The organism is Irregularibacter muris (assembly GCF_024622505.1).
In the GTDB taxonomy this organism is placed as follows: domain Bacteria; phylum Bacillota; class Clostridia; order Eubacteriales; family Garciellaceae; genus Irregularibacter; species Irregularibacter muris.
Genome location: NZ_JANKAS010000007.1, coordinates 106,526 through 131,532 on the forward strand (window position 1 = coordinate 106,526; position 25,007 = coordinate 131,532).

Here is a 25,007-nt window from a genome sequence, read left to right on the forward strand (position 1 = left end):
ATCATACTCTCCTCATTTTGTACCCTACGCCAAATACTGTTTGTAAATATTTGGGATTGGATGAAAGATCTCCGATTTTTTTTCTGATTCTTTGTACATGCATATCCACAGTACGGGTATCTCCAAAGTAATCATAGCCCCAAATTCTCTCTAAAAGAGCTTCTCGAGGAAAAACTTGCTCTGGATGTTGAGCGAGAAGGTAAAGTAAATCATATTCCTTGGGAGTTAAGTGGATTTCCTCCTCCCCAATGGATACCTTTCTTTCCTTGGGAATGATTCTTAAATCACCATTTTCTATGGTATCACTGGATGTAGGAATAGCTTGGGCAGAGCGTCTAATTAAGGCCTTCACCCTGGCTAGTAACTCCCGGTTATCAAAGGGTTTAGTCATATAATCATCTGCACCTAATTCAAGACCTAAAACCTTATCTACAATATCTGTTTTGGCTGTTAAAAGTATAATGGGAATATTATGTTTGTCATTGATTTTTCTACATAATTCATAACCGCTCATATAGGGAAGCATTACATCTAAAATAATTAACTCTGGCTGAAAGGATTCTACTTTTTCCAAAGCTTCTCGACCATCATAGGCAGTTTCTACATTATAGCCTTCAAATTCCAAATCCAGCTTAATGAGGTCACAAATGGCTTGTTCATCATCTACTACTAATACTTTTTCGTTCATCAAAATCACCCACCTTATATTAAATCATTTTAATACCATTATATAGTATTCACCTTGCTTTTAAAAGATAGACCTTATAAAATATATAGATGAAAGGAGTGGGCAAAATGCTTATGCAAGATACTACAGTGCAGGTAAGATATGCAGAAACAGATCAAATGGGCATTGTCTATCATGCCAACTACTTTATTTGGTTTGAGGTAGGCAGAACGGAATGGTTTAGGAGATTAAATCAAAACTATAAATCCCTAGAAGAGCAAGGGGTTATACTACCGGTAATAGATGTACAATGCCAATATAAAAAACCAGCTTTGTATGATGATAAACTAATTATACGCACCCACTTGCATGAATTAAAGGGCGTACGACTAATTTTCCACTATGAAATTATTCGGGAAAAGGATGAAGAATTATTGGCCAGAGGAAAAACCGTCCATGCTTTCGTGGATAAGGATAAAAAACCTGTACGACTAAAAAAAGAATTCCCCCAGCTTTGGGATGTATTACATAGCGCCCTAGAATAAAATAATGAATAAATTTAGGATTTAGTGAATACAATGGAATGAAATGGGAATAATTGAAATGTTAGAGCATCAAGGCAAACTGATTCTAGCTTCAGATACATTCTTTTTAGGGTGTATCTCTTTTTTTGTGCGTAAAATAGAAAAGTTGGTCATGACAAATCTTTGCTAATTATTCGTAAATTAGGTATATTAAGAAATACATACTAATGAAAGAGGAGTAATGGTTGATGAAAAGAGAAATACCTGTAGATAAAAATAAGCATTATGAAATAAACATTCAAGGATTAGGACATAGTGGAGAAGGCGTAGGTAAAATAGATAATTTTACTGTATTCGTAGATGGGGCCGTACCAGGGGATGAGATAGAAACGAGAATAATAAAAATAAAAAATAGCTATGCCATTGGTAAACTCATAAAAATACTAAAGGCTTCACCTGATCGAATAGAACCCCTTTCTCCCACAGCGGATAGATGTGGTGGATGCCAATTACAACATATTGACTACCAAAAACAATTGGAATATAAAACCCAATTGGTAAGGGATAACATAGAAAGGATAGGGAAAATCAAGGATGTTGTTATTCATCCCACTATAGGAATGGAGCATCCTTGGAGATATCGAAACAAGGCCCAATTTCCTATAGGCATGGAAGATGGGAAAGCGGTCTTAGGATTCTATGCCAAAAGGAGTCATCGGATTATTCCCAATCATACCTGCCTTATTCAACATCCTGTAAATGATCAGATAGTACCTATGATGAAAGAATTCATAGATCAATACCATATCTCTGTATATGATGAGGAAAAGCATACAGGACTCTTAAAACATCTAGTTACTAGGGTAGGATTTACCACAGGAGAAATTATGGTGATATTGGTAATCAATGGTGAAGAAATGCCCCATAGTCAGGAACTAATCGCTAGACTTACAAAAGAGATTCCCAATATAGCGAGCATTTATATCAACATCAATAAAGCAAGGACCAACGTAGTTTTGGGGAAGGAAAGCAAACTTCTTTATGGCAAAAAACATATCACGGATGATATAGGAGATATTCAATTTGAAATCTCACCTTTATCCTTTTTCCAAGTAAATCCTATCCAAACTAAAGTGCTTTATGAAAAAGCATTGGAATATGCCAATTTAAAGGGCCAAGAGACAGTCATGGACGCCTATTGTGGCATTGGCACCATATCCCTCTTTTTAGCCCAGAGAGCCAAGAAAGTTATCGGTGTAGAAATCGTAAAAGAAGCCATAGAAGACGGCAAGAGAAATGCCCAGATCAATCACATAGAAAATGTAGAATTCCATGCAGGACAAGCAGAAAAACTTATTCCAGAGCTTTACGCCCAAGGGAAAAAAGCAGATGTGGTGGTCGTAGATCCCCCAAGAAAGGGCTGTGACCAAAAGCTATTAGACACCATCATCCAAATGAAGCCCCAAAGAATGGTCTATGTATCTTGCAACCCAAGCACCTTGGCTAGGGATTTAAATTATCTAGAGCAGAGTGGGTTTAAGACTGTAGAGATACAGCCGGTGGATATGTTTCCTCATACGATGCACGTGGAGACAGTTGCCTTGATGTCACGCAAAGATAATTAAATAGGCTGTAAATAGCTTGAAATCAAAGGTTTCCAGACTTTCGGTAACAATCACCGACTGATGGAAACCTTATTTTTTTCCTCATTCAAAAGTAGCTCCAGTTTAAGACTATTGTTGGGTTGAGGCTATAGAACTGCTTTTTATCACGCGAGACAAGGGAACTACTGTTTTGGCATAGGGTTGAAACTAGAGAACTGTTGTTTAATGAACATAGTGAAAGGCAGTAGCCCTATTACAGAACTACTGCCTATTTATGTTATCTTCCTAAATCATCTCGGCTAATATGTTGTTGTAGAATTGTTCTCATACGCTTGATCATATCGTTAACCGATGACTGTGGCTTATTAATAAGGTTTGCGATGGTACGCTGTGACTTTCCGTCATAAAGCATTTCAAAGATTGGTGCTAGCTCTGGAGCCTTGTTGCGAAGACTGTCAAGAAGGTCTTCAAAGAGCATAGCCGTTAGGATTGTTTCACACTGTATAGCAGCTGGGTCCTCGAATTCAAGCTCTGTTTCCTCGAAGAAAGATTCAAGCGAAAGCGGAGCTCCATCCTTCATCTTCTTGCAGGCCTTACAGTCCATTTCGCAGCGCTTGAGTTTTCCCTTGCCATCGCTAACTATGCAACGGCGGCTGCGTTCTTCACGTTTCATTTCTGCCCAAATGGGACGCATGTACGTAAGATAAAGTTCTTCGTCATCTGTAGGAATCATGATAGCTGATACTATTTTATTCCCGATTTTTGCGGGTACCACATCTTCCTTCTTGATACCGTACGCTTCGATTGTCTCTCTTGTTACCTCCATAGGGATGAGGTATGTTTTTTTGTCTTTCTTTGTCATAATGTAAGCCCTCCTTCGGCTTGAAACCGAAGCGAGAGCTCACATGACGTGCACCAGCCAAAAAAGGCAATGGTCGACCGTCCGAATGGGATTACTCCCGCTTCAGAATTGGCGACCAGCTATTCCAGTGGCTGGTGGCAGTTATTTAGTTGCTCACCCGATAGGTCTGGAATCATCCGTGATCAGGGGATGCCCTATTGGGTGGGTTTGATTGAAGAGGCTAGTCAATGCTTAAAGTCGGTCTACGATGGTTTACATGTGTTTTTTGCCTTAAATGATTGATTTTTGCAGTCTATTGTGGTACCATGTTTGTGGAAATATCTGTATAAGAACCGTAAGCATGTCTTCCTCGTCCATCTAAGTAAAGAATACCAAGGCGAGTAGGTACAGGCGTATAGGTCAAAATGGTGTTTATTAGGTACTGTAGGTACAGGCTAGGTACAAGTGAGGTGAGCACGATCAAGAGTTTTGAATTTTTCAGAGACCTGTATAGATATCTTGTAAAACAAGAAAACCAGGGTGTCTTTATCATCAACTTTTTCATTGCCGGAGGAAGTAGCTACTTTACACTGCCAAAGTCGAAAACACATAGAACAACATCATATTTAGAGAATGAGCGTCATTACGCAAAAGACAGAGTGTTGACCCCTGAAATGAAGGCGAGTTTCCCAAAACCGGCAAGGGTTGATGAACTTAGAAACTTTATTGAAACGAACCTTGATTCGGATAAAGTTAGAGACTGCATGAATTCATTTGGTGTACCCGCATCATATGAAGTGAACAAACGCTATCTTGCAAGAGCATTAGCAGTTCAATTTCAAATGTTTATTGTTCGTGGCGATGATGATGTTGATAATGTCATAATCTCTGAATATCAACGACAAGTGCTCGGAGTTGAGGATGAGCCGAATATGTTTTATGGGCCTTTGAATAATGGCGATGATGTTTGGGTTGAAGATAAAGGTAGAAATCACAAAGCCAAATGTTACGAAACTTTTGAGCATACATGGGTGATTCACAATTCTGGACATCAAAGTTGGTACAGTAGAAGACTTGTCTTTGTAAATGCTGCGGATGTTCGTCCTAGTGCTAGTGAAACGGAAATAGAGATACCGGAAACTGCTCCGGGTGAAATAATAAAAATAACCACGAGCTTTTACGCCCGTGGCTTTGAAGGAAAGTTCGATTGTATTTGGGAGATGCAAGACTGTGATGGAAATAACTGCTTTCCTAATTACAGATGGATTTTCAATGTTGCAATTGATACTATTTTTGAAGCCTAATCATGGAGGTTAACAACGTGAGCGATTATAACATTGAGAAATGGTCCACCTTGAAAGAAGTCATGGAACACCTTGGCATCGGCAGAGATACCGTTTTGCAGTGGATTGCAAAAAGGAATATGCCAGCTTACAAGGTAGGCAGACTGTGGAAGTTTAAGCTATCAGAAGTAGACGAATGGATTCGTTCCGGTGGCGCAGCTGATGAAGCTTCTGACAAAGATTAAAGTCCAGATTATTGGGCAGACAAGATTATAAAATAATAATGGCAAGGTGTATTTGAACGCCACGAGCCGGAAAGAGGATAATGTTATGGCAAAAGCTGCTAAAAAAGAAGTTGCGGTTTCACTGGAGACCGTTTTGTGGAACTGTCGTGTTGCCCTTCGTGGGATTGGAAGTACTGAAAAGAATAGAGATGCTGTTATAGGGTTAGTGTTTTTAAAGTTTGCAGGGGACAAGTTTGAAAGACGAAGATCAGAATTATTGGAGCAATACGGGGATATACCAGCGTTCCTTGAAAAAGTATCATTCTATAATGCTGTAAATGTATATTATTTGAAGGAAACTGCACGGTGGTCTTATATTGTTAAAAACGCAAGCGCTAATGATATTGCAGTTATTCTAGATCAAGCAATGGTAGATATTGAAGAAAGTAATACTCCATTAAAAGGAGCTTTACCACTTAATCTTTTTGCAACACTTGGGGCAAGTAAAGAGGCTATCAAAAATCTAATAGATGAAGTAAATAAAATAGATGAGAAGCGCTTTCATGAAGATGATTTGATTGGCCGGGTATATGAATATTTTCTTCAGGTATATGCTGCTGCCGGGACAAAGGAAGATGGTGAATTTTATACCCCTGCTTCAGTAGTTAAACTGATTGCAGAAATGATTGAACCTTATTCTGGTACTGTGTATGACCCATGTTGTGGTTCGGGCGGTATGTTCGTCCAATCCCTAAAGTTTGTGGATCGTCATAATGGTAATCGCCAGAACATTTCAATTCTGGGGCAAGAGAGCAATCCCGACACATGGCGTCTTTGTAAAATGAATCTTGCTATTCGTGGTATTGCGCATAATCTTGGTGAAAAAAATGCTTCAACATTTACTGAGGATTTACACAAAGACAAAAAAGTAGATTATATTATGGCCAATCCGCCCTTTAACTTAAAAGGTTGGCGTGGTGAAGATCAACTTACTGACGATCCACGTTTTAAAGGCTTTTCAACACCACCTGTAGCAAATGCAAACTACGCATGGATTCTTCATATGATTTCAAAATTAGATGTAAATAAGGGTGTTGCAGGTTTTCTGCTTGCAAATGGTGCATTAAACTCAGATGGTGTTGAATATGAAATCAGAAAAGAATTGCTTGAACGAGACAAGATAGAAGCAATTATCGTTCTGCCTCGTGATATGTTTTATACCACAGATATATCTGTTACTTTGTGGATTGTTAATATGAATAAAAAGGCTTGTACTTCAGGCGGCAGACAACTTCGTGACCGTACAAATGAAGTGCTATTTATGGATTTGCGCCGCTGGGATAGCAACATTGAAGAAATTGTGATTGATAAAGGAAAGAAGAAGAAAAAAACTGTTTTTACTGATGATCAGATTTCGGAAATAAAGAAAGTATATAGCAATTGGCAAAGTGCAGATAGATCATTATATAAAGATGAACCAGAGTTTTGTAAATCTGTATCCCTTGATGGAGAGGATGGAGTTCGCACCAATAACTATTCTCTTGCACCAAGTAAATACATCGAGTTCATTGACCATGACTTAGAAATTGACTATGAAAAAGAGATGGCACGTATTCAAGCTGAAATGCGCGAAGTAATGAAGGCTGAAAAGAAGTCACAAACCATGCTCGAAGAAGCGTTCAGGGGGATTGGTTATGGGATTGATTAAATATACCTTAGGTGATTTATTAGAACTAGTTACAGATGCCAATACAGAATTAAAATACGGTCCGGATGATGTTAAGGGAATGACAATTACAAAACAAATCATACCGACAAAAGCAGATGTTTCAAACGCTGATTTAAGTAAATTTTTAATTGTGAACCCTGATGAATTTGTTTTTAATCCGAGAACTCATGGTAAAAAGATTGGTTTTGGCTATAACGATACTGATGCTCCATTTATTATTAGTTGGAATAATATTGCATTTCGTATTAAATCTGAAATGAAAAAAGTTATCTTATCTGAATATTTATTTTTACACTTTAATCGTGAAGAATGGGATAGAGAAGCGTGTTATCGCTCATGGGGGAGTTCAACAGAAGTATTTTCATGGGAAGCATTATGTGAAATGGAACTTAACCTCCCACCGCTACCAATTCAGCAAAAGTATGTGGACATATACAATGCAATGCTTGCAAACCAGAGAGTCTATGAAACAGGTCTTGAGGATTTGAAATTAACTTGTGAAATCGAAATAAATAAAATTAAGCATACTGCCAAAAAAATTCCAACAGGGAAACTGCTTGAGAACGTTGATGTTCGAAATGCTGATGGCGCTATCACATCTGTTCAAGGCATCAACATTACAAAGAATTTTATGCCGTCAGTTGCAAGCGTAGCAGAAGGAAGTCTTAAGAATTATAAAGTCGTCAAAAAGGGGCAATTTGTGTACAGCTCAATGCAGACAGGCAGAGATGAATGCATTCGAATTGCTCTGTTGCAAGAGGACGAACCGATTATTGTTTCACCTGCATATTCTGTTTTGCAAGTTAAAAATGATGATGTACTTGCCGAGTATATAATGATGTGGTTTTCACGTAGCGAAAGCGACAGATATGGTTGGTTTGCCAGTGATGGCAGTATTAGAGCAAATTTGGACTTGGATAGGTTCTACGAAATTGATGTACCTGTTCCAGATATTAAAATACAGGAAGCTATCGTTGAAATTTATAACGCATATCTTATGCGACGTGAAATAAATGAAAAATTAAAAGCACAAATAAAAGATTTATGTCCAATATTAATTAAAGGCTCGCTGGAGGAGGCAAATACGTAAAGGAGGGTTAAAAAATGAGTTTATACACAGAACGTCATGGATTAAGAAAGCCAATTGCACGTACAAGTAAAATATCAAAAGAAGTTTACACTTTGCTATTAAATATATGCGAAAAATACTATAAGAATCTAACGCATATCTTTAAACTTCAGCAGCATTGTTCTTTTGTGGATCAGGATTATATTGAATTTAACCGTAGTCAATTTGAAAATAGAATGGCAATAAAAATTCCTAATATTTTTAAAGACGAGTATGGTCATATAGCTGCCCCACAAGATAATGATGATTATGACCAATATTCATTAATTGACCTTATAGAATATGTTGCTGAAAATATAAAGGATATTTCTGAAGGATGGAATAATGATCGTTATAAAAATTATTGGTATATTCATTGTTTGGATACAACAAATGTTTTCGATGACTACAGAAATGAAATAAACGAAATATTTGTAGAGTCCGGGGTGTTGTTTACTTTAACCACAGAAAAGATCATTGAACGCATTGTAGAAAATAGTCCTTTGTCAGCAGAAATAGAAGCGGAAACTCAACAAATTTCTGAGGTTGGGACAAGAGAATTAATGAAAGATGCAATTGCATTATATAAAACACCAAATCCTGCAGCCCGCCAAGATTCAGTTGAAAAAATATGGGACGCTTTGGAACGACTGAAAACTTATTATACAAACATGGATAAAAAAACATCAGCGACAAAGGTTGTTGAGGATATGAGCAATGGGCAAAGTGATTTTATTACTGTGTTTAATGCAGAATTTAAAGCGCTAACGGATATTGGTAATAATTTTAGAATCCGTCATCATGAGACAAATAAAATTGATATTACAGATAATCGTCACTACGATTACTTTTTTAACCGATGCTTATCGTTAATTGCTTTAGCAATTCAATATTTACAATAATAGGAGGAGGGGTTAAGTTGGATTATATCTTTGAAAAAGGAAAATTTACTGAAGATGAACTTGAGCAGGCCATAATTACGCTTTTCGAGCAACAAGGCTATACTTATGTCCAGGGGGAGGGTCTTCATAGAAAGTATGAGGATATCCTTCTTCTTGATGACCTACGTGCATTTATAGCTGATCGTTATGCATCTGAAAGTTTGAGTGAAGCCGAGATTCAGAAAATTATTAATCGTCTTAATCTCATTCCTTCTACACCACTTTATAACGGAAACCGCGAGACATTTTTACTTGTAAACGAGGGTTTTGACTTGGTACGTGATGATATTAGCCAGGTCGCGTTACATGTGGACTACATTGACTTTGATGAACCAAGTAATAATATTTTTAAGGTTGTTAATCAGTATTCTGTTCAGGGAGAGCGTTTGCGTCGCCCTGACCTACTTGTGTTTATAAACGGTATTCCTATTGCTATTTGTGAGTTCAAAACAGCGATCGAAGAAGATACTACCATCCATGATGCATGGGAACAGGTTACAATCCGCTATAAAAGGGATATCCCGAAATTAATGAAGTATTGTTTTCTTTCTGTTATTAGTGATGGAGCCAATACAAAACTCGGAAGTATTTTCACACCATACAAGTTTTATTACTCGTGGAATAAAGCAAACGATCAAGATAAAGTTTCAAATGGTATTAGCTCTCTGCTCACCATGATTGAAGGTGCTTTTGCAAAAGATCGGGTTACTAAAGTTCTTAGAGACTATATTTTCTATCCAGATGATAGTAAGAAGGATGAAGCTATAGTTTGCCGTTATCCGCAGTTCTTTGCTGCGCAGAAAATGCTTGATAACATCAAAGCACATATGCGCCCCACCGGTGATGGAAAAGGTGGTACATACTTTGGTGCTACCGGGTGCGGCAAGACTTATACTATGTTATTTTTATCACGTTTGATTGCATTGAGAGATAATGAGGCCTTCAATAATCCTACCATTGTCATTCTCGAAGATCGTGAGGATTTGGATACACAAACTTCAGAATTATTTGTAACGGCGAAAAAGTATCTACATGAAAGTGATGTTCGTAGCATCGAAAGTCGTGAAGATATGGAGAAGACGTTGCGAGATAAACCAAGCGGCGGTATTTACATTACCACCATCCAAAAGTTTTGTGAAAAAACTAGCTTGCTTTCTGACCGTAGCAATATTATCTGTATTTCTGATGAGGCTCATAGAACGCAAACTGGTGTTGGTGCGAAGTTAAAGAAAACTGATAAAGGTGTATTTACCACTTTTGGATTTGCAAAATACCTGCGTGATAGTTTCCCTAATGCTACATATTGTGGTTTCACAGGAACTCCGATAGACGAAACAATAGCTGTCTTTGGTAATGTTGTGGACAGTTATACAATGAAAGAGTCTAGTGATGATGGAATAACGGTTCGTATTGCTTATGAACCACGTCTTGCGCGGGTAATTGTATCTGACGAACAGGCAAAAGAAATTCAGAAGTATTATGACCAGTGCATAGCTGAAGGCTCTAATCCGGAGCAGGTTGAAGAAAGCAAACGCGCTATGAGTTCTATGACAGCTATACTCGGTCATCCTGATAGGATTAAAAAGTTGGCTTCTGATATGGTGACTCATTATGAATCGCTCTGTGCAGAAAAGCCAGAAATTGTGCAAAAGGCAATGATAGTATGCGCAGATCGGTCGTTGGCTTTTAAAGTATTAAAGGCGGTAGAAGCTATCCGCCCTGACTGGTTCGTGGCACGTAAAGCTGAAAACGAATCAGATCTGACAAAAGATCAGTTAGATAAACTGGTAGCCTTACCTAAAATCAATATGGTTGCCACGCAAGGCCAGAACGATGAAAAAGAATTGTTTGACATATGTGGCACAAAAGAACATCGTAAGATGTTGGACAAACAGTTTAAGAATAACGACTCAAACTTTAAAATTGCGATTGTTGTTGATATGTGGATTACAGGATTTGATGTTCCGTCCCTGGCTGTCATGTATATCGACAAACCACTTCAAAAGCATAGCCTTATTCAGACGATCTCCCGCGTAAATCGTGTATTTGATGGTAAGGATAAAGGTTTAGTTGTGGACTACATTGGAATTAAAAATGACATGTTGGAAGCTGTCAAAAAATATGGTGGCCCTCAAGAAAACCCGATTGATGAACTTAATATTTCATTGTCTATATTTCGTAACCATTTGGCGTTAATAGATGAGCTTCTTTCAAGTTTTGATTCTACGATGTTCCATCATGGGACACCGATACAAAGACTTAATTGCTTAAATGCTGCCGCAGAATATGTTCAAGCCAGTAAAGATATGCAAACTCGTTTCATGGGCTTATCTCGTAGATTAAAAGGAGCGTACCATATTTGCTTCCCTTCCGGTGAACTAACTGACGAAGAAACAGCAAAGGCACAGTTCTACTTAGCAATACGCTCAATTATTTATAAGCAGACTAAGGGAGATGCACCGGATGCAGAAGTTATGAATAGCGTAGTTGAAGAAATGGTACGCGAAGCTATTACTTGCACTGGTATCGAAAATATTGTCGATGAACATAAAGCTGTTGATCTTTTCAGCGATGATTTCCTTGCTGAGCTTGATAATGTAAATCTTCCAATTACAAAGTTTAATGCACTGTTGAAGCTTTTGCGCAAAGCTATTACGGCTTATGGGCGCACCAATAAAGTCAAGGCCATCGAGTTTGATGAGCGATTGAAAGAAGTTGTTGATGCTTATAACAGCCGTGATAAGCTGGTATTTACAAGTGAGGTTGTTTCGGACTTCGTTAATGATTTGTCCGAACAGTTGCTCAAGATAATGAAAGACTTGCAAGATGATAAGTCTTCATTTGAGAAACTTGGAATCAGCTATGAAGAAAAAGCTTTTTACGATATTCTTGTAAAAGTTCGTGACGATCATGGTTTTCCATATGAGGATGAAAAGTGTCTTGTTCTTGCTAAAAAGATAAAAGAGCTCGTTGACGATAAAGCACAGTTTGCTGATTGGTCATCGCGTGATGATATAAAGAATCAACTCAACATGGACCTTACGGTGCTTCTTTACAAAAATGGTTATCCTCCTGAATGGGACGAAGAAGTATTCGAAAAGGTTATGGAGCAAGCCGAGAATTTTAAGAAATATGGTGATTAAAATATCTCGGAGGGCGCTGTAGGAGGTAGCTTATGATTAATGCATTAACAAAGAGCATAAATAGCAGAGGCTTTGACCAGATCTTTAAAGAGGTTCTTCATTCGGAGAGTCTTGGCTTGCTTGCAAATGAAGAACTGCGTCTATTCAGGCTAAAAGAAGTCATAGATAATAGGTTTTCAAAGGACTCACTCCGTACATTCATAAGTAAAAATATAGGGCATTATGTTTTCTCACGTTCAAGGATTGAACAGTTTCGTGTCGAAGGCGATGAGTTTAGTGTTGGTATTGAGGCATTGGACCTTATGTATAAGAGTGGTCGTGCAGATGAGAAAGGTACCGGAAATGAGCTGGGTGAAATACTTTTGTATGCCTTCCTTGAGACGGTTTTGGGTGCACCAAAGATATACAGCAAGATAGAGTTAAATTCATCAGTCAAATCTGGGATAAGCGCATGTGATGGTATGCATTTACGAGCACTTAACTCTGGAGGAAAAACACTGTCTTATGAGATGATATTTGGTACCTCATGCGTTGTTGGAGATCTTGGTTATGCCATAGATGAGGCCTTCGAGTGCATTCAACAGATATCTGGTAGAACAACAGAAGAGTTACAGATCGTTGATAGTACAGTTTTTGAATTGCCCGCTGATGATCCAGTGGCTCTCCAATTGAATGATATTATAAAACCTGCTCCCGGTAAGGATGTATATCGAGATACAGCTTTTGGCATTTTTCTCGGTTACACAATTGGTTTAGACTCTTTACGTTATAAAAGTTCAGATTATCGGGATGCACTAGAAAGAAAGATGGACAATGATATTAAACACTATGCTCCTTATATAAAAGAAAAGATTAATAAGCTTAGCCTTAACAATCGTTCTTTCTATGTGTATGTGCTTCCCTTTGACAACGCAGAAGATGACAAGAAGGCCATTATGAAAACTGTCATGAGAGAAGGTGACTCTTATGGCAGATAAAAAGAACTTGAAGTTTGGTGATGTTTTCTTTGCTGAGTTGAACCAGGATGCCTATCTAAAGAAAATATATGAAGACATATTATACAATTACGCTATCAAGGTCTTTGGATTTAATAAACGCCGGAAGCGCGAGATACCGATAAAGGATGCTCTCGCTTTTGCAGATCTACTTTCAAAATCCAATCATGCAACACTTTACGATTCCCAAAAAATGTGGGCACAAGAAATAGTCACAATGTTGCATTATATTTACCCCGAAGACGAGAAGGTCTCTTATATAGCTGGTTCTGTACTATCAAGCATTGGTAATTATCAGGGTACGAATATTGTTAAATCATCGTTTGATGGAGTTGGCACTCTTGATAAAATTTTCGCGGGTTACAAAAAGGAATATTATACAATCCCGGCGGACCCCGAAAAGCAGTTTATGAGTGCTCAAAAAATCGTGTATGACCATTTTGCCGATGAGTATTACAGTTACTCTGGCCCAACGTCTATGGGTAAATCTTACATAATGAGGATGTTCATCAAGCAACAGATTTTTTCTGGTGTCAAAAATAATTTTGCGCTTGTTGTGCCAACGAAAGCTTTAATTAATGAGGTTCGAATAAAGATAACAGATGACTTGCAGTATATGTTACATGAGAATAACTATCACATTGTAACAGCTGCAGGAGATGCTGTATTAATGAAAAATTCCGAAGAAAACAGTGAACGAAGATATATTTTTATCATGACTCCGGAACGGTTGCTCTATCTCCTTATTAATGAACAAAATATTCAGCTTGACTACTTGTTTATTGATGAGGCCCATAAGCTTTCTGGTGCTGATAATCGAAGCCCTTTTTATTACCAAATTGTTCATATGCTTTCAGAACGAGAGCATAGACCGCACTTTGTTTTTGCGTCTCCTAATGTTCCTAATCCTGAAATATATTTAAGTTTGATAGCTGGCGTGGAATCAAATGAGTCGAAAAAGCAAAAACTCGCGTCATCTTTTTCCCCTGTTTCTCAAGTTAAGTTTTTAATTAATCTAGATGACAATGAGGTAGATGTATATAATGAGCATACAAAGGAAACGGTGCCTTTAACATCTATAGCACTTGAAGACGCGGACTTGACAGATGTGCTTCTCCGCTTTGAAAAGGATGATAAAGGTGTGGAAAGACAGTGTATTATATACTTCCCTTCTACCCGTAAGACAGTAGTAGCGGCAAGAGATTTTGCTGCTAATCGTGTTGAAAAGAGTAATGATAAAGAGCTGATAGAACTCGCTAAAGACATAAAGAATGATATACATGGAGATTACTATTTAGCTGAACTTATTTCCAAGGGCATTGCATATCATATAGGTTACTTGCCAGCGTCTATTCGTCAGAGAATAGAAGATTTGTTCCGTGCAGGTTCTATAACGGCATTATTCTGTACAAGTACGCTTGTTGAAGGTGTTAATTTGCCAGCTGACAATTTGTTTATTACAGACTTTAAAAATGGCAGCAAGCATATGAAAGCTGTAGATTTCCGTAACCTTATCGGCCGTGTTGGACGCTTGGAATACAATCTTTATGGCAATGTATTTCTAGTCGCGAGTAGTGAAAAAGCAAATGAAAAATATGTAACCCTGCTTCAGGAGGACATAGCACCACAGACATTGTCTATTGAAAAAGGACTTACAAAACCACAAAAGCAAAATGTTATAGAAGCCCTTTTACATGGAACAGTGGAGCTTGTAAAATATCCAGAAAAGCAGTCAGCAGATTCGTATGATCTAATGCGCAAATTTGCAATCATTCTCTTAAATGATATTTTGAAAAATCGCAATAGTCGTGTTAGGCAAGAATTTCGGCAGCTAATGAAACCGGGAGACGAAGATAAGATCAGAGCTCTTTTTGCTTCCAACGAAGAATACATCCAGGACGATGATATAACAATATCTGTTGACCAGTCAGAGTCCTTGCATCAAGCAATTTCACAAAACGGGCTTGAGTTCCCTGCGGTTGACGAACAAGGTAACTTTGATTCAGTACAATTACTGGCGTTTCTGGAGCGTCTATGCAGAATATTTAAATGGGAGATATATGAATCTGAAACTTTAGGACATGTAGGCAAATATTCCAAGAAGCATGGTAGGCTTAGCTGGTATGCTGTTATTTTAAGCCAGTGGGTACAAGGTGACGGTCTAAACAAAATAATGTTTCAGGCTATTAGTTATAAGCAGCGTAATCCAGAAAACGCTCTGTATATCGATAACAACTACGTTGACTACAATGACTCTCGTGAACATAGAAATATAGTTATTTCTGATGTGCTCAGTGTTATTGATAAAGTCATTCTTTTCAAAATATCAAACTATTTTTTGAAAGTATCAAAGGCTTATAAAGAAATAAGACAGGTTGAAAAGGTCCCTAATGACTGGTATGAGTTTGTTGAGTATGGTTCTACGAATAAAAAAATAATAAATATCCAGAAACATGGTTTTTCACGTGAGTCATCTCTTTATATTTTAAATCATGGAAAAGACTATATTGCGCAGACTGAGCCTGAATTAAAACTAAAAAAGAGTCTGTTAGAATGTTCAAATGAAGGCGTGAAGAAAGATGCCGCAATCATCAAATACAACATACCAGACTTATTTGTAGATTAGAAATGAGATAAGGCCTCTGAAGGATTAAGTTCCCTCAGAGGTCTTTTTTAATCTTTCTTATAAAACATTGTCTCATAGCCATCGGCTCTAAGAGCCAACCCCTTTATCCAGGGTGGCGTTCGTCCCATCTGCTCACAAACTGCTTTAAGGGAAACACCTATGCTGCACTCAATAATCAACTCGTCATGGACGTGACCACAGATAAAGCAATGACGGAGTGTTTTCATAGCGTATGCCAGGATATCTCGGCTGATTGCCTGTACAATATTTTCCGTAAACTTCGGGCCATAACTTTCGATGCGTTCCCACTTCTTAGTGTTGCCGGTTCCTTCGTAGGTGACAGACTCACCGCCGAACTGGTTTTGTTCGATCTTAGGTTTTACATAGGAAAGCCTCCTGCCGGAAGGAAGCTCAATAAACAGCATCCCCTTCTGGTAATAGAAATTAAGGCCATGTGTTTTGGTATGTGTTCTTAAGCGAACTGCCTCTTTAATATTTCTGTCAATATCCCACCACAGCTTTGTAATCTTCGGGTTTGACGCTCTCCAAGAATCAACCAGCGGCTGCAATTCGTCTTCAGTAAGGCCCATTTCCAACGCACCCATAGACTTAAGTGCTCCAACACTGCCGCCATATCCAAGTGCCAATTCTGCGATTTTACCTTTTTGCCGAAGGTGGCTATTTACACCATGCTTTTCAACCGGTACATGGAACATAGCAGAAGCAGAAGCGCAGTAGATATCACCATTGCTTTCAAATACATCTAATCTCCATTGCTCTTTTGCTAAGAAGGACAGAACCCTAGCCTCGATAGCACTGAAGTCGCTCACAATAAATTTGTATCCTGACCTTGGAATAAAAGCGGTTCGGATAAGCTGAGAGAGTGTATCCGGCACATCTTCATAAAGAAGTTTCACTGCATCATAATCTCCAAGCCTTACAAGAGACCTTGCATCTTCCAAATCAGGGATATGATTTTGAGGTAAGTTCTGTAATTGTATATGCCTGCCTGCCCAGCGACCAGAACGGGAGGCGCCATAATATTGGAACATGCCGCGAGCCCTGCCATCTAAACAGACAGTGTTCTGCATGGCCTGATACTTTTTAACGCTACTTTTTGCAAGCTGCTGGCGAAGTTGAAGCACGTCGCGTTGTTCCTCCGGCGCAGTCTTTATAAGAGCTGCGACATTCTTTTTCCCAAGCGACTCGGTCTCAACACCATTATCAGAAAGCCACTGTTTTACCTGAACGACGCTGTTTGGATTATCAAGATTGGTAAGCTCCTTCATTGCAGCAGTAAGTTCTTCTTTGGATTTCTCATCGAAGATGATGGCATTTTTAACGACACCCATATCAAGTAGGATGCCTCTGTCATTAATCTCTTGATCCAGATGGTATTCGTCCCATACAAACTCAGGTACGGGATAGCTTTCTAGTCGCTTCTTAATTGCCTGTTCCACCTCAACATCTCGGATATTGTATTTCTTAAATAAGGACCATTTGGTTATATCATGTTCAGGCAGATTACGAGTGCGGCCACTATTTGCTTTGGTAGGCTTGCATGGAACGCAGAAATATTTGATAAGGTCTTTGCATTCTTTTAGCTTATGTTCACCGAGCTTAAGAACTGTGCCTACACCTTCAAGGGAAAGAGGTAAGCCCATATAAGCAGACCATATCATGCTGCAGCGCCATGAAGATGGGTTAAGGTAACCTTTAACTGAGTCCTCTGGGATGCTGTAGCTATTAAACTTATCCGGGTAGTGCTTACGAAGCCAATTTGATAAACAGACACGTTCGAAGGAAGCGTTAAAGGCCCATTTAGTTATATTTTCATCGGTTAATGCATTTAGTATATCTTCTGGGACTTTCTCCCCTAAGGCTAAGTCAATAATGTGTACCTCACCGCCATTAATTGCGTAACCAAACAGGAGGACTTCAAAGCTCGGAGATTCTGCATAGCGATAGACGCCACACTTACCAAGGTCCACATCTGAGTAAGTTTCAAGGTCAAGAGAAAGTGTTTTTATATCTTCCATAACATCCTCCTTTCAAAAGAATAAGGGCGGCAGCAGGAGTGCCACCGCCCAAGCAATTAAAACTTATCAAGTGTATCAAAGTTTTTCTTTGCTTTTTCTTTCTTGTGCTTTTTGATGGCGTCATTAATTTCAGTTACGACCCAGAATAGGGCTCCGATGATAAACACGCCGTATAAAGTAATAAGTTCAATAACAAGAATAGTTTCCATATGATTCACCTCATTTCTTTAATTGTCTCAGGTGGCAGGTTTTCCTACCACCCGGATTGTCAGTTACTGTTTAGGAAAGGAAGTCTTCGTCATCCTCAGTAGCGAAGTCATCCTCGGCGTTAGACTTGCCGCCGAGATGCTCGCCATCACGGATCTTCTGAAGGTTATTAAGGGAACAAGCGATACCCTTATTTCCGTTGGTGTTGAATGCGTAGAAATTTACACTAGCACGACCATAAACACCAGAATAAATCTCAGAGCGCTCAATGATAGGCTGGCGGTCTGCATCTACGATGCCAGGAGCAGAGCTGTTGTTGGCATTCATAAAGTAGGCGTTTGCGTAAGTGGGGTCATCAGGACGTTCCACATCGCCATCACGAAGAGGAGTCTTAAGGGTTGCAAGAGGTGGTACTGTACGACCATTGCCTTTGAGCTTGCCTTCGCCTTCGTGGTAAGCCGCTTCTATTGCAGCTTTAATCTTAGCGATGGTCTTCGTGTCGGACTTAGGAATAATGAGAGATACACTGTACTTAGGGGTGCCACCATTTATGGATTTAGGCTCCCATGCATTCACATAGCTCCAACGGGTATCAGGGCCAGTAACTACTTTTAACGGATTAACTGTCTTTGTCATGATTTATTTCCTCCTTAATTTTCATCAAAATCTTCAAATGCTGAGTTATATTCAGGTCTCTTGTCATCAGCGGTAACAAGGACCGGTTTTCCGGGCGGCTTAAAGGTTAGCCCACCTAGAATATCTTCAAATGTTTTCTTGCCGAGAAGTGCTGTCATGGCTGTGATGCCGAGCAGTTTCTTCTCATATGGGTCTCTACCAGCTGCAATAACAACATCAGCTACTGCAGATTCGTCTGTGTACTTTCTGTTAGAACGACCAGAGACTACTTTGAAACCTTCAAACTTGGTACCGTTCAGAGCTTCATTCAGAGCATAATCCTTGACATCATTTACCCAAGATACCAACTCATCAGCTTTTGTAAGGATTGCTGCGATCTCGTCGTTATCGAGAGTAGCGGGTTCTTCGAAATCATACTTTGCAAGCTCCAGATTGTATTCAGCACGCTTCCTGCAGGTTGCTTTAGCCTTACAAAACTGGCAGTGCTCGCCAGCCTTGTATTCGCCCTCGCCTTTGATAGCAAGCTGTGCAGTAGGAGTTAATACTTCCTCAGCCCACTTGATTAGTTCGCTCTTAGAGATGCTGTACTCGCTAATGTTTTCTCTACGCGGCTGATAGATGATCAGGTGGATATTGTCGATGTCGTAAATGCCATCGAAAAGAGCCAGGCCTCCAAGTGCATAGCAGAACATTTGTGGATTTCTTTCCGCTGATACCTTGATTCCAAGTCCGTATTTATAGTCAATTACGGTAAGAGTGCCGTCTGCGATAATCAAACAGTCAACATGGCCATAACCTTCTGGGACATATTTCGAGAAGTCGAGTTTCTGCTCAATAAGTATCTGAGGATCAGCACAGGTTTCTTTTGCTTTCTCAAGCTGTTCAAGTACAAAGGCTGCATAGTATTCAGCGTGGCTGTTCATTTCCTCATCATAGAAGCTTAAAGATTCGGTCGGGTCCTTTGTGTTAAGTCCCAGCAATTTTTCAAGCTTGTACTGCGCGAGTGTATGAGCATCAGTGCCTTCTTGTGCAAAGCTGCTGGACGCATCTTCAAACTTCTTACTAAGTAGCGCCGATGGTGGGCAAGCAATCCACTTGTGTGCGGACGAGGCTGAAAGCAGTGCATGTTTTACGCTCATTTAATTGCCTCCGCATCCGCAAGTAATGCGGCATACTGTGACGGGTCTACGCTGGAGAGCTTCTCCGCACCGTATTTTTTCAGAAGTCCCTTAAGCGCTTCTGTGTATCCGGATCTGGACATTTCTGCAAACTTCTTGCGAATATCTAAGAACGAATACTCTGGTTTCGGTTCCTCTGTTGGTATTGCGGGTGCTTCCATAACATTTTCGGGCTCGTTACCTGTACTTGAGAAAATCTCTGCAAGCGAGTTAGCAATGTTAATGAGAGTTTTGCCGCAGTCCCTAAGTTCAGAAAGAACCTGACTAAGTTCACTCATCTTGCTCATTTGGAGTACCTCCTTCCTTCTTTTCTTGTTCCTTTGCAGACAAGGCTTTGATTTTTTGAGCCAGTCTTTTGGATACAACGCTTATGGCTGTGAGGGTGTCAGCAAGTTCTTCATCCAGCTGATTATCTTTCGAAGCCTCTGCATTCGTCTGTGTCTGCATCGTATTACCTCCCTTTCCGAGAGGATTTGTTCCCTCTCTAATAGTCCCAGGACAGTTTTGTGTGGTTTGAACGAAATCTTTTTGCTTTTTTTTAGGCCACAATTTTTCATGTCCTTCACTAATCCCAGGACACTTAAAACGAAAATGAACGAAAAAAGACGGCAGATTTTTCAGGTCTGCTGTCACTTATATAAGGAAGGAAAAATTTATTTTCAAAAGTTCGTTCAAAGCGGCGGTTTCTGTCCTGGGACTGGTAGAGGGACTTTTATGCCGCTCGAATCTTAATAAGGAGGTTCGCTTATGAACGAACAGATGAGATGTAAATATGGTACCGGCGGAGTGGACAAGAAAAACAGTGAAGGCTATCCCGACCCTACCGCATACGAGGCGCTGACAAACATTAAAAAGGAAGACAAGATCTTCAGGCCGCTTGTGTATATCTGCTCACCATATGCGGGTGATATCAAGAGAAACACTGAAAGGGCTAAACTTTATAGTCGCTTCGCTGTTATTGAAAGAAACGCTATCGCCTTTGCGCCACACCTGCTTTTTCCTTTATATCTTTCAGATGATGATCCTGCGGAACGCGAGCTTGCACTGTTCATGGATATAGTCTTCTTAGGTAAATGCAATGAGCTGTGGGTGTTTGGCGAGTATATCACGAAGGGCATGCAAATGGAGATTGATAAAGCAAAGAAGCGTCATATGACTATTCGCTATTTTACCGAGGATATGGAGGAGGTAGAAACATGCAACTAACAATTTGTACTGCAAACTGTGTTGGAAATCAGAAGAATTGCCTCTATCCAAATAAGAACGTTGTCACCTCGGCTGAAGAATTAAAAGAAGCTGCAAAGCTAGATCATGTTTGCGCGGAGTACAAGAACAACTATCGCAGTGCAGATAATTTCTTAAAGTCTGATGTCATCGTCATGGATTGCGATAATGATCACACTGAAAATCCGGATGAGTGGATAACGCCAGAGGCATTGGATGAAATTTTAACGGATATTTCATATGCGATTGCTCCCAGTCGCCATAACATGCTTTCTAAAGATGGAAAAGCAGCAAGGCCCAAGTTCCATGTTTACTTTTCTATAGAAGAGCTAACAGATGTGGAAGGATATGTGGCTATAAAAAAAGCTATCCATGCTCAGTTTCCATTCTTTGATGATAACGCTCTGGATGCAGCACGTTTTATCTATGGGGCTGATACCGGCGAAGTTATCTGGCATGAAGGTTGGCTCACGATTGATGAGCTGCTTCAGAACATTCCTGCACCTACAAATACAGGTCGCAGCAATTCAATACCTGAAGGTCAACGCAACAATACGCTGTCTCGTTTTGCTGGCCGCGTTGTAAAGAGATACGGCAGCACAGATAAGGCCCATGAGATTTTTCTGGAAGAAGCTAAGAAGTGCGACCCGCCTATGGATGAAGAAGAGCTTACTGCTATCTGGAATAGTGCTATCAAGTTTGCAAGGAAAGTGCAAGGTCAGGAGGGGTACGTTCCTCCAGATGACTACAATTCTGACTTTGACTCGCTGAGACCTTCCGACTTTTCTGATATTGGTCAGGCAAAGGTGTTGACTCGTGAATATGGCAATGAGCTCTGCTACACCGATGCCACAGATTATCTTCGTTTTAACGGTGAGTATTGGATGGAATCAAGGCAGCAGTCGGTTGGTGCAATGGAAGAGTTCCTCGATTTACAGCTTCAAGATGCCCTCGGTGAGGTGGAAAGCGCCCTTAATGCCTTAGTTGCTTTGGGTGAAAAGGAAGAAGATATTCTTGCTGGCGGTAAAAAGTATGAAGCTTCACTTTCAGGAGATCCATTAAAGGCATTTAAAAAGTATCAGTCGGCCATTGCTTATAGAACTTTTGTAATGAAGCGCAGGGATATGAAATATGTCATCTCAGCATTGCAGGCTGCAAAGCCAATGCTGGAAATCAAGGTGAGCGACTTAGATAAGGATGAGTTCCTACTTAATACACCAGGTGTTACGTTTGACCTTCGCAAGGGTCTGGCCGGTGGTCGTGCTCCAGATGCAGCGGATTATATTACAAAGCAAACAACTGCTTCTCCGGGAGATAAGGGTGAGCAAATTTGGTTAGATGCTCTGAATACCTTTTTCTGTAATGACCAAAAGCTGATTGATTACGTTCAACAGATTGTTGGCCTTTCTGCAATCGGTAAAGTCTATCTCGAAGCTATCATCATTGCCTATGGTGGAGGCCGCAACGGTAAATCAACCTTCTGGAACAGCATCTCAAGGGTGCTCGGCTCCTACAGCGGTGCTATCTCAGCCGATACACTTACAGTTGGTTGCCGCAGAAACGTAAAACCTGAAATGGCAGAGCTTAAGGGCAAACGCCTCATCATTGCTTCCGAGCTTGAAGAGGGTATGCGCCTCAACACTTCAATTGTGAAACAGCTTAGCTCTACTGATGAAATTGAAGCTGAGAAAAAGTATAAAGACCCGTTCAAGTTTGAGCCTTCTCATACACTGGTGCTTTACACGAATCATCTTCCGAGAGTCGGTGCCAATGATGATGGCACCTGGAGACGTCTCATCGTCATTCCCTTTAATGCAAGAATTGAGAATAAAAGTGACATCAAAAACTACGCCGACTACCTTGTTAAGAATGCAGGCTCGTACATCATGAGCTGGATCATTGAAGGTGCAAAGAAAGCTATTGAGGCTAACTACCATTTCAGTGTTCCCACATGTGTTCAGGAGGCCATTGAAGCGTACAGAGAAAATAATGACTGGCTTGCTTCCTTTTTGGAGGATTGTTGCGAAGTGGATAAGACATACCAGCAAAAATCCGGAGAGTTTTATCAGGAATACCGTGCCCATTGTGGGCGCAACGGTGAGTACACAAGAAGTACAACAGATTTCTATACTGCTTTGGAGACTGCTGGGTTTGAACGTAAAAAGACCAAAACAGGTAGCTTCATTTATGGGGTGCGCTTAAAGGAGGAAGAGTTTCTAAGTTGAGTTACACCGAGTAGCACTGACCTAATATGGTGACGGTCAGTTACGGTCATATATAGAACTTCGTATTAGAGAAAAATTTATAAAAATTCTTTATATAAGAGGTTTATGAGTAGACCTTCACAGACCGTCACCAATTTTGATGGAGATATAGCGATGAGAGAAAAAGAAATAGAAAAGAAGTTAACTTTGGAAGCAAAAAAGCGTGGCGGGCTGGCAGTGAAGTTTGTATCTCCTGGCTTTGATGGTATGCCGGATAGAATCGTTCTAATGCCTGAAGGAAAGATGGCCTTTGTTGAGGTTAAGGCCCCTGGTAAGCGCCCGCGCCCATTACAGATGGCAAGGCACAAATTGCTTAGAGCATTAGGCTTTTTAGTTTTTGTACTAGACGACGAGAGTCAGATTGGAGGGATTTTAGATGCAGTACAATCCACATGATTATCAGAAATACGCTATCAGTTATATCGAATCTCATCCGGTGTCAGCAGTACTGCTTGATATGGGTTTAGGAAAAACAAGTATAGCTCTTACTGCAATAAATGACCTACTATTTGATTTCTTCGAAGCCCATAAAGTGTTAGTTGTAGCACCACTTCGAGTGGCAAGAGATACCTGGCCAGCTGAAATTGAAAAATGGGATCATCTATCTGACCTGATCGTTTCTGTTGCAGTAGGAAGCGTCACTGAACGGGTTCAAGCGTTAAAGGCCACAGCCGATATTTATGTAATCAACCGAGAGAATCTTTCATGGCTCATTGATGAAAGTGGACTGACCTTTGATTTCGATACAGTTATAATTGATGAGCTTTCTTCCTTCAAAAATCATCAGGCCAAGCGCTTTAAGTCTTTTTTGAAGGTGCGTCCTAAAGTAAAGCGCATTATTGGAATGACAGGAACACCAAGCAGCAACGGACTAATGGATTTATGGGCCGAATTTAAATTGCTTGACATGGGTGTAAGGCTTGGAAGGTTCATATCTGCGTTTCGTAACAACTACTTCATGCCGGATAAAAGAAATGGCCAGATTATCTACAGTTACAAGCCTCTTCCCGGAGCGGAGCAATGCATCTATAAGAAAATTTCCGACATTACGATTTCAATGAAGTCAACGGATTACCTTAAGATGCCGGAACTGGTCAGCAGTGTATACACCGTAAGGCTTTCTGAAAAAGAGGAAGAACGCTATGACGAATTAGCAAAAGACCTTGTACTTACGATTCCTGGTGGTGAGGTTACTGCTGCGAATGCCGCAGCACTTTCCAACAAGCTCTGTCAGCTGGCTAACGGTGCCATTTATAACGATAGCGGTGAAACCCAGATCATTCATAATCAGAAATTAGATGCATTGGAGGACATTATTGAAGCAGCTGCCGGAAAGCCGATACTTGTGGCCTATTGGTATAAGCACGACTATGAAAGAATCGTAGAAAAGCTTCATAACATAAAGGTTCCATTTTCTAAGCTGGATACCGCTGAAAGTATTCGAAGGTGGAACAACAAGGAAATACCAGTCGGTTTAATTCATCCCGCATCTGCAGGACATGGCTTAAATCTTCAAGCTGGTGGCTCTTGTATTGTGTGGTTCGGTCTTACCTGGTCATTAGAGTTATATCAGCAGACAAATGCTAGGCTCTGGCGTCAGGGCCAAACAGCTGAAACGGTTGTGGTGCAGCACATCGTTACCAAAGGCACTATTGATGAGCGTATCTTGAAGGCTCTTTCCTTAAAGGACAAAAGCCAGTCGGCGCTTATCGAAGCTGTCAAAGCTGATCTGCAAATGAGAGTCAAATAAAGACAATCCGTGCCAATCCGAGAA

General features: G+C 40.0%; 22 protein-coding genes. 14 read left to right on the forward strand and 8 right to left on the reverse strand.

The annotated features are described in order from the left end of the window. Position 1: 1 nt before the first annotated feature. Entirely contained in the window at positions 2-688 is a 687-nt protein-coding gene (locus NSA47_RS09235; protein WP_257531229.1) for a response regulator, read from the reverse strand. Positions 689-795: 107 nt separating this feature from the next. Between NSA47_RS09235 and NSA47_RS09240 the strand changes: the two genes are divergently transcribed. Both NSA47_RS09240 and rlmD read left to right on the forward strand, forming a co-directional pair. Next, the gene (locus tag NSA47_RS09240) at positions 796-1,212 is read left to right on the forward strand and encodes an acyl-CoA thioesterase (RefSeq protein WP_257531231.1); all 417 of its coding nucleotides are present in this window, start codon (positions 796-798) and stop codon (positions 1,210-1,212) included. A 227-nt stretch (positions 1,213-1,439) separates the two neighbouring features. Beyond that, on the forward strand, positions 1,440-2,816 hold the full coding sequence (gene rlmD / locus NSA47_RS09245) for a 23S rRNA (uracil(1939)-C(5))-methyltransferase RlmD (protein ID WP_257531233.1): 1,377 nt from the start codon (positions 1,440-1,442) through the stop codon (positions 2,814-2,816). A gap of 256 nt (positions 2,817-3,072) precedes the next feature. On the opposite strand, the gene NSA47_RS09250 is transcribed toward rlmD, so the two are convergent. Beyond that, a complete protein-coding gene (locus tag NSA47_RS09250; RefSeq protein WP_257531235.1) occupies positions 3,073-3,657 on the reverse strand; it encodes a sigma-70 family RNA polymerase sigma factor in 585 nt (194 codons plus the stop codon). A 449-nt stretch (positions 3,658-4,106) separates the two neighbouring features. On the opposite strand from NSA47_RS09250, the gene NSA47_RS15445 reads away from it, so the two are divergent. The 8 genes from NSA47_RS15445 (at position 4,107) to NSA47_RS09290 (ending at position 15,685) form a co-directional block, all read left to right on the forward strand. After that, complete coding sequence (locus NSA47_RS15445) at positions 4,107-4,940, forward strand: NBR1-Ig-like domain-containing protein (protein WP_257531237.1); 834 nt, start codon at positions 4,107-4,109, stop codon at positions 4,938-4,940. A 17-nt stretch (positions 4,941-4,957) separates the two neighbouring features. Next, a complete protein-coding gene (locus tag NSA47_RS09260) occupies positions 4,958-5,164 on the forward strand; it encodes a helix-turn-helix domain-containing protein (protein ID WP_308933938.1) in 207 nt (68 codons plus the stop codon). Positions 5,165-5,249: 85 nt separating this feature from the next. Then, positions 5,250-6,851 carry a type I restriction-modification system subunit M gene (locus tag NSA47_RS09265; RefSeq protein WP_257531241.1) on the forward strand — a complete coding sequence of 534 codons (1,602 nt, stop codon included), beginning with the start codon at positions 5,250-5,252 and terminating at the stop codon, positions 6,849-6,851. Further along, on the forward strand, positions 6,838-7,962 hold the full coding sequence (locus tag NSA47_RS09270; protein ID WP_257531244.1) for a restriction endonuclease subunit S: 1,125 nt from the start codon (positions 6,838-6,840) through the stop codon (positions 7,960-7,962). Before NSA47_RS09265 ends, NSA47_RS09270 begins: the two co-directional genes overlap by 14 nt. Positions 7,963-7,976: 14 nt before the next feature. Beyond that, the gene (locus tag NSA47_RS09275; RefSeq protein WP_257531246.1) at positions 7,977-8,882 is read left to right on the forward strand and encodes an AbiJ-NTD4 domain-containing protein; all 906 of its coding nucleotides are present in this window, start codon (positions 7,977-7,979) and stop codon (positions 8,880-8,882) included. Between the two features lie 17 nt (positions 8,883-8,899). Then, complete coding sequence (locus NSA47_RS09280) at positions 8,900-12,064, forward strand: type I restriction endonuclease subunit R (RefSeq protein ID WP_257531248.1); 3,165 nt, start codon at positions 8,900-8,902, stop codon at positions 12,062-12,064. Positions 12,065-12,096: 32 nt separating this feature from the next. Further along, positions 12,097-13,041, forward strand: a complete 945-nt coding sequence (locus tag NSA47_RS09285) for a HamA C-terminal domain-containing protein (protein ID WP_257531250.1) — start codon at positions 12,097-12,099, stop codon at positions 13,039-13,041. After that, entirely contained in the window at positions 13,031-15,685 is a 2,655-nt protein-coding gene (locus NSA47_RS09290) for a DEAD/DEAH box helicase (protein WP_257531252.1), read from the forward strand. The genes NSA47_RS09285 and NSA47_RS09290 overlap by 11 nt, the downstream gene beginning before the upstream one ends. Before the next feature lie 47 nt (positions 15,686-15,732). Here NSA47_RS09290 and NSA47_RS09295 read toward each other — a convergent pair whose 3' ends face one another. The 6 genes from NSA47_RS09295 to NSA47_RS09320 all read right to left on the reverse strand — a co-directional run bounded on the left by NSA47_RS09295 (position 15,733) and on the right by NSA47_RS09320 (position 20,192). Further along, positions 15,733-17,715 carry a DNA polymerase gene (locus NSA47_RS09295; RefSeq protein ID WP_373370318.1) on the reverse strand — a complete coding sequence of 661 codons (1,983 nt, stop codon included), beginning with the start codon at positions 17,713-17,715 and terminating at the stop codon, positions 15,733-15,735. 65 nt (positions 17,716-17,780) lie between these two features. Continuing rightward, positions 17,781-17,933, reverse strand: a complete 153-nt coding sequence (locus NSA47_RS09300) for a hypothetical protein (protein ID WP_257531256.1) — start codon at positions 17,931-17,933, stop codon at positions 17,781-17,783. Positions 17,934-18,003: 70 nt separating this feature from the next. Continuing rightward, positions 18,004-18,567, reverse strand: a complete 564-nt coding sequence (locus NSA47_RS09305; RefSeq protein WP_257531258.1) for a DUF2815 family protein — start codon at positions 18,565-18,567, stop codon at positions 18,004-18,006. A gap of 14 nt (positions 18,568-18,581) precedes the next feature. After that, positions 18,582-19,706 (reverse strand): DUF2800 domain-containing protein, encoded by a 1,125-nt coding sequence (locus NSA47_RS09310; protein ID WP_257531260.1) that lies wholly within the window; start codon positions 19,704-19,706, stop codon positions 18,582-18,584. Beyond that, complete coding sequence (locus NSA47_RS09315; RefSeq protein ID WP_257531262.1) at positions 19,703-20,032, reverse strand: DNA ligase; 330 nt, start codon at positions 20,030-20,032, stop codon at positions 19,703-19,705. Before NSA47_RS09315 ends, NSA47_RS09310 begins: the two co-directional genes overlap by 4 nt. Further along, the gene (locus NSA47_RS09320; protein ID WP_257531264.1) at positions 20,016-20,192 is read right to left on the reverse strand and encodes a hypothetical protein; all 177 of its coding nucleotides are present in this window, start codon (positions 20,190-20,192) and stop codon (positions 20,016-20,018) included. The genes NSA47_RS09315 and NSA47_RS09320 overlap by 17 nt, the downstream gene beginning before the upstream one ends. Positions 20,193-20,492: 300 nt before the next feature. Between NSA47_RS09320 and NSA47_RS09325 the strand changes: the two genes are divergently transcribed. The 4 genes from NSA47_RS09325 to NSA47_RS09340 all read left to right on the forward strand — a co-directional run bounded on the left by NSA47_RS09325 (position 20,493) and on the right by NSA47_RS09340 (position 24,983). Beyond that, a complete protein-coding gene (locus NSA47_RS09325; protein WP_257531265.1) occupies positions 20,493-20,951 on the forward strand; it encodes a DUF7768 domain-containing protein in 459 nt (152 codons plus the stop codon). Next, positions 20,942-23,194 carry a phage/plasmid primase, P4 family gene (locus NSA47_RS09330; protein WP_257531267.1) on the forward strand — a complete coding sequence of 751 codons (2,253 nt, stop codon included), beginning with the start codon at positions 20,942-20,944 and terminating at the stop codon, positions 23,192-23,194. The genes NSA47_RS09325 and NSA47_RS09330 overlap by 10 nt, the downstream gene beginning before the upstream one ends. A 153-nt stretch (positions 23,195-23,347) precedes the next feature. Next, positions 23,348-23,629 carry a VRR-NUC domain-containing protein gene (locus tag NSA47_RS09335; protein WP_073587856.1) on the forward strand — a complete coding sequence of 94 codons (282 nt, stop codon included), beginning with the start codon at positions 23,348-23,350 and terminating at the stop codon, positions 23,627-23,629. Further along, complete coding sequence (locus NSA47_RS09340; RefSeq protein WP_257531269.1) at positions 23,610-24,983, forward strand: SNF2-related protein; 1,374 nt, start codon at positions 23,610-23,612, stop codon at positions 24,981-24,983. The genes NSA47_RS09335 and NSA47_RS09340 overlap by 20 nt, the downstream gene beginning before the upstream one ends. Positions 24,984-25,007 lie beyond the last annotated feature (24 nt).